Below are 15,891 nucleotides of genomic sequence, written 5' to 3' on the forward strand. Positions count from 1 at the left end.
CGAGCTGCTTTCTTTGGTTACTTTCTTTGCAGCAGCAAAGAAAGTGACTGCCGCCCCGCATAGGGGCAACGCTAATAAACCACAGACAAAACGGGATCGGGCGAAAGCGAAGAAAAACTCACCCCGCCACATACCCCCTCCCAATCCAGGCAAGGCTAATCGGCCCACCCCCACCCCGATCCTCAACCACCCGCCGCCGCTCGATCACAACACCGACGGCATCAACATCATCGAACTTCGCAGGCTTGGCAAGCACGACCCGAACCCAATGCGCCCCGAAATCCGCGATGACGAGCTGCGCGATGCGCTCCGCCAGCGCTTCAAGCAATTGCAAACCATGCGTAGCGAGCAGACCATGAATCGCCTCCCGCACCGCCGCATAATTCACTGTGTCCTCGATCCGATCAGTCGTGCAAGCACGAATCGAAGGCACGCCGATCGCAAGACTCAGCCGCACGGTCTGCGGATCATGCAGTTCGCTCTTGTCGATGCCGATCACCGTCTGCCCTGTCAGACCCTCGATATACACGATGTCCATCGCACCAGCGCGCGCATCCGAGGAAGCAGGTTGCGGCGCAACATACACAGCTTCGCGAATCGGTTCGAATCGGCCCATATGCTTGTTGCCGCGCAACGCGGCCCTTTGATGTGGAAAACCCGGCGCCCATCGCCAAAGTCATCCGTAAAGTGCAAGCAAAAACCGGGCAAGTTAGCCCTACTCTATGCGACTACTTATTGAACCTATGCGTCTAAGGATGTACAGTTTTTGAGAACCGGGCCGGATCAGGTCGCAGACAGCGCCCGACCCATCGCGACTGCCCGGCCACGAGGCGCGCCTGCGAGCGGATATATCCGCGAAATCGGAACAGGCAAGGAAAGCCAGAGCGCCAGCGCAAAACACAACAGATTCGGCGCCGGACGGCCGCGCACAACGCGCGCACCGGAATGCGGCGCAACGGAGACTTGCCCCCATGTCGTCGCTTGCTGACGTAGACACGCATGTCCGGGAAGTACTGAACATCGTCAATAATCCGCTGGCCGCGCGTCGCGCCAGCGATTCGGTCGCGCAATCGTGGCTGCGGTGCCTCACGGAATTCAGGCTCGATCCGGGCCGCTTCATCATGCCGCCCGTGCTCACGCAGCACGAACTCAACGATCGCCGTGACGCCGCAAGCGATCTCATCGCGTGCTCGAAGCTGGAAATGACGACGTTGTATCAACAACTCGCCGATCCGGAACTCGCCGTCGTGCTCGTCGATGCGGACGGCGTCATCGTGCATCAGGTGTCGTCGGTGCCGTTCGGCGAAGCCGTCGCCGCCGATGGCCTGCGCGTCGGCGCGCTGTGGAGCGAGCGGGAAGCAGGCACCAACGGCATGGGCACATGCCTCATCGAGCGCGATTGCATCGCCGTATGCCAGCACGAACACTTCTATCCGCGCTATACGTCGCTCACCTGCTCGGCCGCGCCGATCTTCGACGAGCGCGGCACGGTCGTCGGCGTGCTCGATGTGACGAGCCGCTCCAAGCTCTTGCAACAGCATTCCCTCGTGCTCGTCGGCATGTCGCGGCAGATGATCGAAAATCGTCTGATCGATGCGCGCTACCGGCACGCGAACATGATCCACTTCCACAGCCGTCCGGAGTTCGTCGGCACGCTGCACGCGGGCAAGCTCGCCGTCAGCGACGACGGCGTCGTGCTCGCAGCGAGCCGCAGCGCGCTCTTCCAGCTGGACCTGCGCTCGCCCGGAGAACTGTGCGGCAAGCGCATCGAGGAAGCGTTCAATGCATCGCTCGAAGACATGATCGCGCGCAGCATCCGCGGCTCGTTCCACCCAGTGACGGTCTATAGCGCGAAGGCGAACAGCCGCTTCTTCCTCACCGCGCAGACGCCGCGCGAAGGCGCCAGCGGCGCGACGCGCATCCTGATGAACGATCCCGGATCGCGCGATCTGTCCGCCCCCGGCGCGCGCGCGAAAGCGCCGAAGAAAGACGCGCGCGAGACGGCCAGCGCAGGCCGTCTCGACAAGCTCGCGCATCTGGAATTCGGCGACCCGCGCATGGCCTCGCAAATCCAGCTCGCCGCGCGCGTGATCCAGCGCAAGATCCCGATCATCCTGCGCGGCCAGACGGGCACCGGCAAGGAAGTGTTCGCCAACGCGCTGCACAGCATCAGTCCGAACGGCGGCGGCGCGTTCGTCGCCGTGAATTGCGCATCGCTGCCGGAGAATCTCATCGAAAGCGAATTGTTCGGCTATCGCGCGGGTGCGTTCACCGGCGCGCAGCGCGAGGGACGGCGCGGCAAGATCGTGCAGGCGAACGGCGGCACGCTCTTTCTCGATGAAATCGGCGATATGCCGCTCACGTTGCAGGCGCGCCTGCTGCGCGTGCTCGAAGAGCACGAGGTCACGCCGCTCGGCGCGGAAACCATCGTGAAGGTGGACTTTCAGTTGATCAGCGCGAGCCACCGCAATCTTGTCGAACTCGTGCAGACGGGCATGTTCCGCGAGGACCTGTATTACCGGCTGAACGGAATCGAGATCAATCTGCCGCCGCTGCGCGAACGCGCCGATGCACTCGCGCTCATCGCGCATATTCTCGAAACCGAATCCGACGATCCGCCCGCGCTCTCCGCCGAAGCACGGCAGGCGCTGCTGTCGTATCCGTGGCCGGGCAACATCCGCCAGTTGCGTCACGTGCTGCAAATGGCGATCGCCCTCTGCGACGGCTCCGAGATCCGCTGCGCGCATCTGCCGGCCGAGATCGTGAACGGTGCGAGCCCGGGTGCGAGCGCGCAGACGGCTCCGCGCGCGCCGGGCGTGCCGGCGGGTGCGCCGCTCGCGCATCTGGCCGAGGATGCCGATACATCGGCGCTCAACGCGATCCAGGTGAAAGAGCGGGAGACCGTGCTCCAATTGCTCGACGAGCATCGCTGGAACGTGAGCAATGTCGCGAAAGTGCTCGGCATCAGCCGCAACACGCTGTATCGGAAGATGCATCGCCTGCATATTCGCCTGTCGCACGACACGCCCGCATCCGACAACCCAGCATCCGACGCATGACGCAACCCACGCCTGCCCGCCGGCTCGACGAGTTCAAGCCCGACGCGCGCTTCGCGTGGTGCGTGACCGGCTCGGGGCATATGCTCGAAGAGTCGATCGCGCTCGCGCGGCGCCTGCCCGGTGTCGATCTGTTTCTTTCCGCCGCCGGCGAGGAAGTGCTGCCGCTCTATGGCTGGACCGTCGCCAAGCTGCGCGAGCACTTCAAGGTGTTTCGCGACAACAGCGCGAGCAGCGTGCCCGTCGGCATGATCTACAACGGCGAGTATCACACGGTCGTGATCGCGCCCGCGACGAGCAATACCGTCGCCAAATGCGCGTACGGCATCTCCGATACCTTGCCCACCAATCTCTATGCGCAAGCCGGCAAGCAATGTGTGCCGGGCATCGTGTTCGCATGCGATACCGCGCCGAGCGTCATCACGCAGACCCCGCATGAATGGGTCGAAGTGAGGCCGCGCGCGATCGAGTTCGAGAACGTCGAGCGGCTCGCGCGCTTCGCGCATACCACCGTGGCCTGCTCGCTCGACGATCTCGAAGCCGCGCTCGATCAACGCCTGTCGGACCTGAAGCTCGCATGGAACACATCGTCTTCCTGACGGGGCGGCTCGCGCAGTTGAGCCTGCATCAGGTACTCGAAAGCATCGCGCCCGCTGCCGCCGGATCGCCCTTCACGTGGGAAGTTCGCGAGATCGGTCTTCAGGTCGCGGGCCTGATGACCGCCGACATGATCCGCCGGCGCGTCGAGACGCCGTTGAGCGAAGGCACGAGCCGCATGATCGTGCCCGGGCGATGCCGCGGCGATCTCGACGCCCTCAGCGCGCATTACGGCGTGCGGGTCGAGCGCGGTCCCGAGGAAGTGAAGGACTTGCCGCAGTTTTTCGGGCGCGAGGCGCGGCATGTGGACTTGTCGCGCTACGAGACGGAGATCTTCGCGGAAATCGTCGATGCGCCGCGTCTCGATCTCGATGGCATCGCGGCGCGCGCGCGCGAGTACAAAAGCCAGGGCGCCGATGTAATCGATGTCGGCTGCCTGCCGGAGACGGCGTTTCCGCATCTCGAAGATGCGGTCACGATGCTGAAGGAGCAGGGCTTTCGCGTGAGCGTCGATTCGATGCGCGATGAAGAACTCGTGCGCGGCGGACGCGCGGGCGCGGACTATGTGATGAGCCTCAACGCCGACACACTATGGATCGCGGATGAAATCGCCTCGACGCCGATCCTCGTGCCGCGCGAACCCGCCGATGGCGCCTCGCTCGATGCCGCCATCGAAGCGCTGACGAAGCGCGGCCGCCCTTTTCTCGCCGATCCGATTCTCGATCCGATTCCGTTCGGGCTCGCGGCGTCCATCGCGCGTTACGTGTCGTTGCGCGAGCGCTATCCCGATGTGCCGATCATGATGGGCGTCGGCAACGTGACCGAGCTGACCGAGGCGGATACGAGCGGCATCAATGCGGTGCTGTTCGGCATGGCGGCGGAATTGCGCATCGCGGCCGTGCTGACGACGTCGGTGAGCCTTCATGCGCGGCGTGCCGTTCGCGAAGCCGATGTCGCACGACGCGTGATGCATGCCGCGCGCGAAACGCAGACGCTGCCCAAGGGCATTTCCGCCGATTTGTCGGCGTTGCATGCGAAGCGGCCGTTTCCTTACAACGCCGAAGAGATCGCCACGCTCGCCGCCGCGATACGCGATCCGAATTTCCGCGTGCAGGTGTCGGCGGAAGGCATTCATGTCTATAACCGCGACGGTCATCACGTCGCCGTCGATCCGTTCGCGCTCTATCCCGAGCTTAGAGTCGAGACCGATGGCGGCCATGCGTTCTATCTCGGCGTGCAGCTCGCGCGCGCGGAGATCGCGTGGCAGCTAGGCAAGCGATTCGATCAGGATCAGCCGCTCGACTGGGGATGCGAAGTCGATCGGCCCGACGAGGATCTGACGGCGTGGCATGCGCCTGGCAGCACCAGGAAAAAAAGCTAGGGCTTCCATTTGATCGAGCACCCGAGCGCGGGATATTGCACGTCGGGGGCGTCACCGTTCTGCGCCATTGCGCGCATTGCTTCGTAGAGATCGCGCCGCGCATCGGGCAAGGCTTCCTTGCGCGATGCGTCGATCCGGCCGCGATATCGCAGGCGCAGACCGGCATCGAAACCGAAGCATTCCGGCGTGCAGACCGCACCGTAGGCGCGCGCGATCTCCTGCGTTTCATCGTGCAAGTACGGAAACGGCAGGTTCCATTCTTTCGTGAGCGCGACCATGCGATCGAACGCATCGTCGGTGTAGACGGTGGCGTCGTTCGAATTGATGCCCGCCACATTGATGCCGATTTCCTTCAGCGCGCGTGCATCGCGGATCAGATTCGGCATCGCGGCTTTCACGTAGGGACAGTGATTACACATGAACACGACGACGAGACCGTTCGCGCCTTTCAGCGAGCCGAGCGTATAGGTCCGGCCGTCTGTCGCGGGAAGCGCGAATTCGCCTGCGGTCGCGCCGAGTTCCGCTGTCGGGGATTCTGTTGGCATGAGATAGCTCGCAATGGGCGGGGCCGGTGATCGTAACGTCAGTGATACCGCTTCGCCATCGCCTCGAGCGCCATCGGCCTGATGCGATCCGCATGCCCCGCGCACCCGAACGCCTCGAAACGCTCGATACACAAGTCCCGCGCGGCCGCGGTCGCCGCCTTCAACGCATGCCGCGGATCGAACTCCGATTTCGCCGACGCCATCGCCCGGCGCATCGCGCCCGTCATCGCGAGGCGGATATCCGTGTCGATGTTCACTTTCCGCACGCCGTTTGCGATGCCGCGCCGGATTTCCTCGACCGGCACGCCGAACGTCGCCGGAATCTCGCCGCCGTGCTCGCGAATGATCGCAAGCCATTCCTGCGGCACCGACGACGAGCCGTGCATCACGAGATGCGTGTCCGGAATCCGTGCGTGAATCTCGGCGATGCGATCGATCGCGAGGATATCGCCCGTCGGCTGTCGGCTGAACTTGTACGCGCCGTGCGATGTGCCGATGGCGATCGCGAGCGCGTCGATGCCCGTCGCCTCGACGAACGCGCGCGCCTCGTCGGGATCGGTCAGCAACCGGTCGTGACTCAGCGCACCCTCGGCGCCGACGCCGTCCTCTTCGCCCGCGCGCCCCGTCTCCAGCGAGCCGAGACAACCCAGCTCACCTTCGACCGAGACGCCCACGGAATGCGCCGCCTCCACGACGCGCCGGCTCACCCCCACGTTGTACTCATATTCAGCGGGCGTTTTCTGATCGGGCATGAGCGAGCCGTCCATCATCACGGACGTGAAGCCCGACCGTATCGCCTGCTGGCAAACGGACGGGCTCGCGCCGTGATCCTGATGCAGGACGACGGGGATATCCGGATGCGCCTCGACAGCCGCGAGCACCAGATGCCGCAGATACGGCTCGCCCGCGTACTTGCGCGCGCCCGCCGACGCCTGCAGGATGACCGGGCTCTTCGTCGCCTCGGCCGCCTGCATGATCGCGTGCACCTGCTCCATGTTGTTGACGTTGAACGCCGGCACGCCATATGCGTGTTCGGCCGCGTGATCCAGCAACTGCCTCAATGCGATGAAGGCCATCGTGTCATCTCCATGCAGCGTATGAAAAATTCAGGCCGCCACGCGGCGCGCTTCATCGACGAGCGCCGCCTTCGTGACGCCGAAGTGCTCGAACAACGCGCTCGCGGGCGCGGATTCGCCGAAACGATCGATGCCTATTACGCCGCCATTCAACCCGACGTACTGCCGCCAGAACGCCGTGACGCCCGCCTCGATCGCGACACGCGGCACGCCTTCGGGCAGCACGCGTTCGCGCCACACGTTGCACTGGCGATCGAACACGGTGGTCGACGGCATCGACACGACGCGCGCCAGAATGCCCTCGTCCTTCAGCGGCTCGACGGCCGCGAGCGCGAGGGCCACTTCCGAGCCGGTCGCGATCAGCACGACGCGGCGCGCATCGCGTTCGCATGTCGACGGCCAGTCGAGGAGCACGTAGCCGCCCCGCTCGATGCCGTCGATCTGCGCTTCATCGCGCGGCACGAAAGGCAGGCTCTGGCGTGACAGCAGCAGGCACGAAGGCCGGTCGCGCTCGACCGCGCTCACCCATGCCTGCATCGTCTCGACGCTATCGCACGGACGCCATACGTCGAGGCCCGGAATCATGCGCAAGCTCGCGGCGTGCTCGATCGGCTGATGTGTCGGACCGTCTTCACCGAGGCCGATGGAATCGTGCGTGAAGACGAACACCGTGCGCGTTTTCATGAGCGCGGCCATGCGCAGCGCGTTGCGCGAGTAGTCGGAAAACGTGAGGAACGTTCCGCCGAACGGCAGATAGCCGCGATGCAGCGCGACGCCGTTGAGCACCGCGCTCATGCCGAACTCGCGCACGCCGAAGTGGATGTAATTGCCTTTTTCCGGCAATGCGCTCACATCGACCGCATCTTTCCAGCGTGTGAGATTCGATCCGGTCAGGTCAGCCGAGCCGCCGAGCAGTTCGGGCAACACGCGCGCAAGGCCTTCGATGGCGAGTTGCGACGCCTTGCGCGTCGCGATCGTCTGCCGCGCGCGATCCGCGTCGCGCACGAGCGCATGCGCCATGTCGCGCCAGTTCGCCGGCAGCGCGCCACGCACCCGGCGCTCGAACTCGGCGGCCTCGGCCGGAAACACGCGACGATACGCCTGCATGCGGCGATTCCAGTTCTCCTGCGCCGCCGCGCCCGCCTCGCGCGCATCCCACAGCGCGCGAATCGACGATGGAATCTCGAACGGCGCATGCGTCCAGTCGAGCGCGCGGCGCGTGGCTTCGACTTCGTCGGCGGGAAGCGGCGCGCCGTGCACGTCGTGCGTACCGGCCATGTTGGGCGCACCCAGGCCGATCACCGTCTTGCAGCAGATCAAGGTTGGGCGGTCCGACTCGCGCGCTTCCTGCAACGCACGGGACACGTCCTCGACATCGTGGCCATCGACCGCACGCACGACGTGCCAGCCGTACGATTCGAAACGTTTCGGCGTATCGTCGGTGAACCAGCCGTCGACGTGGCCGTCGATCGAAATGCCGTTGTCGTCGTAGAGCACGGTGAGCTTGCCGAGCCGCAGCGTACCCGCGAGCGACGCCGCTTCATGCGACACGCCCTCCATCATGCAGCCATCGCCCGCAAAGACATACGTGCGGTGATCGACGATCTCGTGCCCCGGCCGATTGAATTCACGCGCGAGCAAGGCCTCGGCGAGCGCCATGCCGACCGCATTGGTCAGGCCCTGACCGAGCGGCCCGGTCGTCGTTTCGACGCCGGGCGTCACGCCCACTTCCGGATGCCCCGGCGTCTTGCTGCCCATCTGACGAAAGCGTTTTATCTCGTCGATGGACAAGTCATAGCCGCTCAGATGCAACAGTGCATAGAGGAGCATCGACCCGTGACCGTTCGACAGCACGAAGCGGTCGCGATCCGACCAATCCGGATCGGCGGGATTGTGCTTCAGATGACGCGCCCAGAGCGCGACCGCGATCTCCGCCATGCCCATCGGCATGCCGGGATGACCGGACTTCGCCTGGCTCACGGCGTCGACGGCGAGCATGCGCAACGCGTTCGCCATCTGTCGCGTATCGGGTGAGCGATGAAGTCCGGGCAAAGCCTCAGCGACGGCATTCATGAGATGCCTCCTTACATACGATGATGAGAAACCTTTCTATGCACGCGCGCGCCGGTCGCGCAGTTGCAGGATCATCGGCGTGAAGATGAGCTGCATCGCGAGACCCATCTTGCCGCCGGGCACGACGATCACATTCGGCCGCGACATGAACGAGTCGTGCAGCATCGTCAGCAGATAGGGAAAGTCGATGCCCTTCGGCTTCGCGAAGCGGATCACGACGAAGCTTTCGTCAGGCTGCGGAATCTCCCGCGCGGTGAACGGGTTCGACGTATCCACGGTCGGCACGCGCTGAAAATTCACATGCGTGCGCGAGAACTGCGGACAGATGTAGTTCACGTAATCGGGCATGCGCCGCAGGATCGTATCGACGACGGCTTCATGCGAATAACCGCGCATCGTCTGATCGCGATGCAGCTTCTGAATCCATTCGAGATTGATGATCGGCACGACGCCGACGAGCAGATCCGCATGACGCGCGATATCGACTTTCCCCGTGACGGCGCCGCCGTGCAGGCCCTCGTAGAACATCAAGTCGGTGCCGGGCGTGATGTCCTCCCACGGCGTGAAGGTGCCCGCATCTTGCCTGTAATGCGCGGCTTCGCCTTCATCGTGCACGTAATGGCGATACTGGCCGCCGCCCGTTTCGCCGTAGGTATGGAACAGGCTCTCGAGTTCTTCGAGCAGATTGGCTTCCGGCCCGAAGTGGCTGAAATTGACGAGGCCGTCGCGCTCGCTCTGCTTCATCGCCTCGCGCATGCCAAGACGATCGTATCGATGAAACGCATCGCCTTCGACGATCTGCGCATTGATTTTCTCGCGCCTGAAGATATGCGTGAAGCTCTTCATGACGGTGGTGGTGCCGGCGCCGCTAGAGCCCGTCACCGCGACGATCGGATGCTTGACTGACATGCGCTTGCCTCCCTGCTATAGATGTAATGAGCGCAGTTTCAGATGTCGATTCACGCTTGCGTTTCGGGGAGGAACAACGAGCGTTCCTTGAACAACGGCGACGTGAACGGCTTGTCCTCGCCGCGATCGTATTCGCCGTGATAGCGCTGAATGCGGTCGACTTCATTGCGCGAGCCGAGTATCACCGGCACGCGTTGATGCAGCGCCTTCGGTTCGACATCGAGAATGCGCTCGCGTCCCGTGATCGACAGCCCGCCCGCCTGCTCGACGATGAAGCTCATCGGGCTCGCTTCATAGAGCAGGCGCAGGCGTCCTTCCATCTCGGGCGTCTTGAAGTCGCGCGGATACATGAACACGCCGCCGCGCATGAGGATGCGATGCACTTCCGCGACCATCGACGCGATCCATCGCATGTTGAAGTCCTGCGCGCGGCAACCGGTGCGGCCGTCCTTGCATTCCTGCACGTAGCGGCGCACGGGCGGCTCCCAGAAGCGCTCGTTCGATGCGTTGATCGCGAACTCGCATGAATCTTCGGGGATGCGGATATCGGAATGCGTGAGCACGAAATTGCCGACATCGCGTTCCAGGGTGAAACCGTGCGTGCCGTTGCCGACGGAGAGCACGAGCATGGTCGAAGGGCCGTAGATCGCATAACCCGCCGCGACCTGTTCGCGTCCCGGGCGCAGGAACGACGCATCGTCCGGTGCGTCGCTTTCATCGCCCGCGCGTCTCAGCACGGAGAAGATCGAGCCGACCACGCCGTTGATATCGATGTTCGACGAGCCATCGAGCGGATCGAACGCAAGCAGATACTCGCCGCGCGGATACGGCTCCGGAATCGCATAGACGCGCTCCATCTCTTCCGACACCATGCCCGCGAGCAAGCCGTCCCACTCGCAATGTTGCAGGAAGATATCGTTGGTCACGAGGTCGAGCTTCTTCTGCTCCTCGCCATGCGTGTTGATCGATTGCGCCGAGCCGTGCTGTCCGCCCAGCGCGCCGCGCGTCAATGCGGCCGCGATCGTCTTGATCGATGCGGCCACGTCGATCAGAAGTGCGGACAGACCGCTCGCGGCTTCCGCACCGGGCTTGCGGTCCAGCGTGTCGATCAGGAACTTCGATAAGGTCGTGCGTCCATCCTGCATCGCGCTCTCCTTTCTGCGTTATGAATCGGTGAACACACGGCTCGCGCGGATATCGCTGGCATCGAGTCGCATCAGCGCATCGGCATCGGCGATGCCGTTGCCCGTTTCGGCTGCGGCGAACAGACGATTCGCCTGACGCAAACGCGCGCGATCCAGCGCATTGCGCACCGAGCGCGCATTGGCGAAGTTCGGCTGCCTGATGCGGTGCGCGAGATATGCTTCGAAGGCGCGGCGCGCGTCTTCGTCGAAGCGGTAATGCATGTCGGTCAGCATGTGCTCGGCGATCTGCAGCAGCTCGTCGGGCGCATAGTCCGGAAACACGAGGTGATGCGCGATGCGCGAGCGGAAGCCCGGATTGCTGTGAAAGAACGTCTCCATGCGCGACGCATAACCCGCGAGAATCACGACAAGATCGTCGCGCTGGTTCTCCATGATCTGCAGCAGGATCTCAATGGCTTCCTGTCCGTAATCGCGCTCGTTCTCCGGGCGATACAGGTAATAGGCCTCGTCGATGAAGAGCACGCCGCCCATCGCACGCTTGAGCACTTCGCGCGTTTTGGGCGCGGTATGCCCGATGTACTGACCGACCAGATCGTCCCGCGTCACCGAAACGAGATGATTGCGCCGGATATAGCCGAGCCGATGCAGAACCTGCGCCATGCGCAGCGCAACGGTGGTTTTTCCGGTGCCGGGATTGCCCGAGAAGCACATGTGCAGCGTGGGCGCACCCGACGTGATGCCGAGCGTCTTGCGGGCGCGCTCCACGAGCAGATGCGCGGCGATCTCGCGGATACGCGTCTTGACTGGGGCGAGACCGATGAGGTCCCGGTCCAGCTCCGCCAGCACTTCGCCGATGCGCGATTCGCGATAGAGCGCCATCAGATCGGCTGAGGTTTGAAGAGGCGCTTCTTCGAGCGTGGCTTCGGCGCTCATGATCGATCCTCCTCATCAATAGCGCTCGCCGCTCGGGCGATCGGTTGCGTAGGTGCGGATCGCGTAGCGCTGCACGCGGCTTCTGTCGTCCTGACGTTCGAGGCGGAAGCCTCGTTCCTGTGGTGGGCGGTTCACGATGAACGATAAGCGCATCGTTTCGAAGCCGCGCACCGAGTCGAATGCGTTCACCTTGATGTAGTGATGCGGATACGTCTTGCGGCATTCGTTCACTTCCATCAGCACGCCGGCGGCGTCGTGGAGATCGAACATCGGCAGGGCCCACATTTCCCAATACGTGTTCCGTGGATGCGGGTCATCGGTGAACTCCACTGAGCATGACCAGCCCTGGTCCAGGGCGTAGTTTATTTGTTTGGAGATTTCTTCGTCGGTGAGCGGGGGCAAGAAGGAGAACGTCCCTTGGGTGATGTTCATTTCGATATCCTTAGTATGGTTTCTTCGTGAAATCATGCTTTCGTGTCGGTCCGGGATCCGGCGAAAAAACCCCTACACCGCCGTAGCCGTAACAGCAAAATCCGGCGTATCCGTCGATGCGTAGTTGAAGGTGACATCGCGCCAGGTATCGAGCGCCTGCTTGAGCGGCGTACACGAACGCGCGGCGGCTTCCAGAATATCCGGCCCTTCATTAGCAATATCGCGCCCTTCATTCCGCGCTTTCACCATCGCTTCGAGCGCGACACGATTGGCCGTCGCACCGGCCTGAATACCTTGCGGATGCCCGATCGTGCCGCCGCCGAATTGCAGAATGCAGTCATCGCCGAAGAGATCGAGCAGTTGATGCATCTGTCCGGCGTGAATCCCGCCCGATGCCACCGGCATCACCTTGCGCAACCCCGCCCACGGTTGATCGAAGAAAATGCCGCGCGACAGATCCGGCTCGTTGCGCGCCTCGCGGCACACGTTGTAATAGCCCTGCACCGACAACGGATCGCCTTCCAGCTTGCCTACCGCCGTGCCCGCATGCGCGTGATCCACACCGGCCATGCGCAGCCACTTCGCGATCACGCGAAACGAGATGCCGTGATTGCGCTGCCGCGTGTACGTGCCATGTCCCGCGCGATGCAGATGCAGGATCATGTCGTTGCGACGCGCCCATTTCGACATCGACTGAATCGCGGTCCATCCGATCACCAGATCGATCATCACGATGCACGAGCCCAATTCCTTCGCGAATTCGGCGCGCTCGTACATGTCTTCCATCGTGCCGGCCGTCACGTTGAGGTAGTGGCCCTTCACTTCACCCGTTTCGGCTTGCGCGCGGTTCACCGCTTCCATCGAGAAGAGATAGCGGTCGCGCCAGTGCATGAAGGCCTGCGAGTTGATGTTTTCGTCATCCTTCAGGAAGTCGAGACCGCCTTTCAGTCCTTCATACACGACACGTCCGTAGTTCTTGCCCGACAAGCCGAGCTTCGGCTTGACAGTCGCGCCGAGCAGCGGCCGTCCGTATTTGTCGAGCCGCTCACGCTCGACGATGATGCCCGTTGGCGGACCCTGGAACGTCTTCAGATAGGCAACCGGAATGCGCATGTCCTCGAGACGCAGCGCCTTCAGCGGTTTGAAGCCGAACACATTGCCGATGATGGACGCCGTCAGGTTCGCCACCGATCCTTCCTCGAACAGATCGAGTTCATAGGCGATGTACGCGAAGTATTGCGGCTCGTCGGCGCGCGCGTTCGGCACCGGCTCGACGCGATACGCCTTCGCGCGATACATGTCGCACGCGGTGAGGCGATCGGTCCACACCACGGTCCATGTCGCCGTCGACGACTCGCCCGCCACGGCCGCGGCCGCTTCCTCCGGCTCGACGCCGGCTTGCGGCGTGATGCGAAAGAGCGCGATCACGTCCGTATCCTTCGGCGTGTAATCGGGCTGCCAGTAGCCCATCTCGCGATACTTCATGACACCGGCCGCATAGCGCGAGCGCGGATCGGACGGATTGCGCGCCGCCTCGACGGCGGCCTTGCTGAAGTCGTTCATTCCGTTTCCTCGACAGTGAGATGAGAGTGACGTGCGCCCCGATGTCCCAAGCGACCGTCGCGCTTGTGTGCCGCTGTGATTGCAGACTACGCACTGGCCGCGAGGAAAGGAATTCACGAATAACTTGCCGGACCATAAGCGATGCCTTAGTCGGGATTAGCCCTGATGCGTTTATGGCTGCACGAATGGGACACTTTGTTCTGATTTCGTCACAGTCGGCGCGCATGATGAACCGGCCGCGTTCTTCGGCATCCGCTTCATGCGATTGGCATGACGCTTGCATCGTCGAAACGCCGGCCCCCTCCCGGCCGCCTGGGCGGATTCGTCCGCATCGGCAAATCATTGAAGCGGTAACCGAGGCATCAACCCGACTCATATGGAGGAACGCGCATGCAATGGACTACCCCCAGCTTCACCGATATGCGTTTTGGTTTTGAAATCACGATGTATATCGCCACCCGCTGAACGCGGATCAAACCCGCACGAAGCCGCATCGAAGCAATCGCGGCTACTTCGTGCGGCTACGAATACTTTCGCCGACCATCATGATCTACGAGACCATCGTCACGACCGCGGATCGCGATGGCCGGCCGCACATCGCGCCGATGGGCGTGCGCTTCGAGGATGGTTTCGCGGTACTCGCGCCGTTCCGCCCGTCCACGACGCTCGACAACGTGCTCGCGACGAAGAGCGCCGTCATCAACTTCACGACGGACGTGCGCGTGTTCGCGGGCTGCGTGACGGGCTACGCGCGCGATTGGCCCACGGTCGCCGCGGACAGGGTGCCGAGCGTGCGGCTCGCATCGACGCTCGCGCATACCGAGTTGCGTCTCGCTGAACTTCTCGACGACGAAACACGTCCCACGCTGCGTATGGAATGCGTGCATCGCGCGACACATGCGCCGTTTGCGGGCTTCAATCGTGCGCAGGGCGCTGTCGTCGAAGGCGCGATTCTCGTGAGCCGTCTGTTCATGCTGCCGCCGGAGAAGGTGGACAGCGAGATTGCGTATCTGAAGATCGCAATCGACAAGACCGCGGGCGACGCCGAGCGCGAAGCATGGCAATGGCTCTTGCAGGCAATCGAGGCGCATCGCGCCAGGGCGCTTACCTGAAGCGTCTTTCGTGGCATTTCCACCGGAGTTTTGACGATGACCGCACTGCTCGCGAGCGTCCGCTCGGCCGACGAAGCATTCGATGCCGCGGACGCGGGGGCCGAACTGATCGACCTGAAGGAACCGGGCGCGGGCGCGCTGGGCGGGGTCGCGATCGGCGATATTGCGCATATCGTGAAGGTATTGCGTGCGCGCTATGCGGTGCGGCCGATCAGCGCGACCATCGGCGACTTGCCCAATGATGCGCTCGGCGAGATGACCGCGCGCGTGCTCGACGTCGCGGCGACGGGTGTCGATTATGTGAAGGTCGGCGTGACGCCGGGCGCGGGAGCTTCGGCGTGCCTGCGGCATCTGGCGAGCTTGCCGGCGGCGGTGGTGCCGGTGTTTCTTTCTGACGATGGCGTCGATCGCGAGCTGGCTATGCTTGCGGCGCAACTAGGGTTTGTCGGCATCGTGTTCGACACGGCGAGCAAGAACGGGCGCACGTTGTTCGATTGCGTCGATGCGGGGGTGCTTGCTTCGTGTATCGCCGATGCGCGGGCTCGCGGGACGATGATTGCAGTCGCCGGGTCGCTGGGCTGGGGCGATCTCGAGAGGATTCTTTTGCTTTCGCCGGATATCGCAGGGTTTCGGGGGGCGTTGTGTGATGAGCTTGGCGGGCGGCGGGGGAGGCTTGATCCCAAGCGGGTGGAGAAGTGGGTTCGGGCATTGCATGGGGGGGGTGGCATTGGGCTTTAGTCGGGAGGTTCAGGCTTTCGCCGGATCGCGTATTGGCATTGATTTATTAGCACTGCCCCTGTGCGGGGCGGCAGTCACTTTCTTTGCTGCTACAAAGAACGGCTTTCGCCGGATCCCGTTTTCTTTTTGGTCTATTAGCACTGCCCCTGTGCGGGGCGGCAGTCACTTTCTTTGCTGCTGCAAAGAAAGTAACCAAAGAAAGCAGCTCCACACGCCCGCGGTCACACGCAGTTTGACCATGCTTGCCATGTGACCGTGGGCTGCCTAAGTGTCGCCCTCATAGGCCCAACCGCGCTTGGATCGCGCACGGTCTGTATCATCGCACCACTCC

15 protein-coding genes are annotated in these 15,891 nt (G+C 63.2%); 6 read left to right on the top strand and 9 right to left on the bottom strand.

The genetic code is table 11. The features are described from left to right. Positions 1-118: 118 nt before the first annotated feature. On the bottom strand, positions 119-616 hold the full coding sequence (locus tag NCR38_RS19945; protein ID WP_061121883.1) for a dihydroneopterin aldolase: 498 nt from the start codon (positions 614-616) through the stop codon (positions 119-121). Between the two features lie 355 nt (positions 617-971). Between NCR38_RS19945 and NCR38_RS19950 the strand changes: the two genes are divergently transcribed. From NCR38_RS19950 to NCR38_RS19960, 3 genes are read left to right on the top strand one after another with little or no spacing between them, the layout of a single operon-like run. Beyond that, positions 972-3,059, top strand: coding sequence for a sigma-54-dependent Fis family transcriptional regulator (locus NCR38_RS19950; protein WP_061121884.1), 2,088 nt, complete (start codon positions 972-974; stop codon positions 3,057-3,059). Continuing rightward, positions 3,056-3,655 carry a flavoprotein gene (locus NCR38_RS19955; protein WP_061121885.1) on the top strand — a complete coding sequence of 200 codons (600 nt, stop codon included), beginning with the start codon at positions 3,056-3,058 and terminating at the stop codon, positions 3,653-3,655. The genes NCR38_RS19950 and NCR38_RS19955 overlap by 4 nt, the downstream gene beginning before the upstream one ends. Then, complete coding sequence (locus NCR38_RS19960) at positions 3,634-5,034, top strand: DUF6513 domain-containing protein (RefSeq protein ID WP_250477515.1); 1,401 nt, start codon at positions 3,634-3,636, stop codon at positions 5,032-5,034. Before NCR38_RS19955 ends, NCR38_RS19960 begins: the two co-directional genes overlap by 22 nt. Here NCR38_RS19960 and NCR38_RS19965 read toward each other — a convergent pair. The 8 genes from NCR38_RS19965 to NCR38_RS20000 all read right to left on the bottom strand — a co-directional run bounded on the left by NCR38_RS19965 (position 5,031) and on the right by NCR38_RS20000 (position 13,710). Beyond that, the gene (locus NCR38_RS19965; protein ID WP_061121887.1) at positions 5,031-5,579 is read right to left on the bottom strand and encodes a thioredoxin family protein; all 549 of its coding nucleotides are present in this window, start codon (positions 5,577-5,579) and stop codon (positions 5,031-5,033) included. The two genes, NCR38_RS19960 and NCR38_RS19965, sit on opposite strands and share 4 nt — an antisense overlap. Positions 5,580-5,617: 38 nt before the next feature. Further along, on the bottom strand, positions 5,618-6,655 hold the full coding sequence (fba, locus tag NCR38_RS19970; protein ID WP_061121888.1) for a class II fructose-bisphosphate aldolase: 1,038 nt from the start codon (positions 6,653-6,655) through the stop codon (positions 5,618-5,620). Between the two features lie 30 nt (positions 6,656-6,685). Continuing rightward, a complete protein-coding gene (tkt, locus tag NCR38_RS19975) occupies positions 6,686-8,728 on the bottom strand; it encodes a transketolase (RefSeq protein ID WP_250477516.1) in 2,043 nt (680 codons plus the stop codon). A gap of 36 nt (positions 8,729-8,764) precedes the next feature. After that, positions 8,765-9,637, bottom strand: a complete 873-nt coding sequence (locus NCR38_RS19980) for a phosphoribulokinase (protein ID WP_061121890.1) — start codon at positions 9,635-9,637, stop codon at positions 8,765-8,767. A 50-nt stretch (positions 9,638-9,687) separates the two neighbouring features. Continuing rightward, the gene (locus NCR38_RS19985) at positions 9,688-10,782 is read right to left on the bottom strand and encodes a class 1 fructose-bisphosphatase (protein WP_061121891.1); all 1,095 of its coding nucleotides are present in this window, start codon (positions 10,780-10,782) and stop codon (positions 9,688-9,690) included. 18 nt (positions 10,783-10,800) lie between these two features. Continuing rightward, complete coding sequence (gene cbbX, locus NCR38_RS19990; protein ID WP_061121892.1) at positions 10,801-11,715, bottom strand: CbbX protein; 915 nt, start codon at positions 11,713-11,715, stop codon at positions 10,801-10,803. Between the two features lie 15 nt (positions 11,716-11,730). Further along, positions 11,731-12,147, bottom strand: coding sequence for a ribulose bisphosphate carboxylase small subunit (locus tag NCR38_RS19995; RefSeq protein WP_061121893.1), 417 nt, complete (start codon positions 12,145-12,147; stop codon positions 11,731-11,733). 72 nt (positions 12,148-12,219) lie between these two features. After that, a complete protein-coding gene (locus NCR38_RS20000; protein ID WP_061121894.1) occupies positions 12,220-13,710 on the bottom strand; it encodes a form I ribulose bisphosphate carboxylase large subunit in 1,491 nt (496 codons plus the stop codon). A gap of 390 nt (positions 13,711-14,100) precedes the next feature. On the opposite strand from NCR38_RS20000, the gene pqqA reads away from it, so the two are divergent. From pqqA to NCR38_RS20015, 3 genes are all read left to right on the top strand, one after another. After that, a complete protein-coding gene (gene pqqA / locus NCR38_RS20005) occupies positions 14,101-14,175 on the top strand; it encodes a pyrroloquinoline quinone precursor peptide PqqA (RefSeq protein WP_008354335.1) in 75 nt (24 codons plus the stop codon). 80 nt (positions 14,176-14,255) lie between these two features. Next, complete coding sequence (locus NCR38_RS20010) at positions 14,256-14,822, top strand: DUF447 domain-containing protein (protein ID WP_061121895.1); 567 nt, start codon at positions 14,256-14,258, stop codon at positions 14,820-14,822. Positions 14,823-14,858: 36 nt separating this feature from the next. After that, positions 14,859-15,560, top strand: a complete 702-nt coding sequence (locus NCR38_RS20015; protein WP_061121896.1) for a (5-formylfuran-3-yl)methyl phosphate synthase — start codon at positions 14,859-14,861, stop codon at positions 15,558-15,560. The last annotated feature ends 331 nt before the right edge of the window (positions 15,561-15,891 follow it).

It is taken from the genome of Caballeronia sp. INML1, assembly GCF_023631085.1.
Classification (GTDB): Bacteria; Pseudomonadota; Gammaproteobacteria; order Burkholderiales; family Burkholderiaceae; genus Caballeronia; species Caballeronia turbans.

Coding starts and splice junctions, on each gene's coding strand:
- NCR38_RS19945 (WP_061121883.1), bottom strand. CDS start 616: ATGGGCCGATTCGAACCGATTCGCGAAGCTGTGTATGTTGCGCCGCAA.
- NCR38_RS19950 (WP_061121884.1), top strand. CDS start 972: ATGTCGTCGCTTGCTGACGTAGACACGCATGTCCGGGAAGTACTGAAC.
- NCR38_RS19955 (WP_061121885.1), top strand. CDS start 3,056: ATGACGCAACCCACGCCTGCCCGCCGGCTCGACGAGTTCAAGCCCGAC.
- NCR38_RS19960 (WP_250477515.1), top strand. CDS start 3,634: ATGGAACACATCGTCTTCCTGACGGGGCGGCTCGCGCAGTTGAGCCTG.
- NCR38_RS19965 (WP_061121887.1), bottom strand. CDS start 5,579: ATGCCAACAGAATCCCCGACAGCGGAACTCGGCGCGACCGCAGGCGAA.
- fba (WP_061121888.1), bottom strand. CDS start 6,655: ATGGCCTTCATCGCATTGAGGCAGTTGCTGGATCACGCGGCCGAACAC.
- tkt (WP_250477516.1), bottom strand. CDS start 8,728: ATGAATGCCGTCGCTGAGGCTTTGCCCGGACTTCATCGCTCACCCGAT.
- NCR38_RS19980 (WP_061121890.1), bottom strand. CDS start 9,637: ATGTCAGTCAAGCATCCGATCGTCGCGGTGACGGGCTCTAGCGGCGCC.
- NCR38_RS19985 (WP_061121891.1), bottom strand. CDS start 10,782: ATGCAGGATGGACGCACGACCTTATCGAAGTTCCTGATCGACACGCTG.
- cbbX (WP_061121892.1), bottom strand. CDS start 11,715: ATGAGCGCCGAAGCCACGCTCGAAGAAGCGCCTCTTCAAACCTCAGCC.
- NCR38_RS19995 (WP_061121893.1), bottom strand. CDS start 12,147: ATGAACATCACCCAAGGGACGTTCTCCTTCTTGCCCCCGCTCACCGAC.
- NCR38_RS20000 (WP_061121894.1), bottom strand. CDS start 13,710: ATGAACGACTTCAGCAAGGCCGCCGTCGAGGCGGCGCGCAATCCGTCC.
- NCR38_RS20010 (WP_061121895.1), top strand. CDS start 14,256: ATGATCTACGAGACCATCGTCACGACCGCGGATCGCGATGGCCGGCCG.
- NCR38_RS20015 (WP_061121896.1), top strand. CDS start 14,859: ATGACCGCACTGCTCGCGAGCGTCCGCTCGGCCGACGAAGCATTCGAT.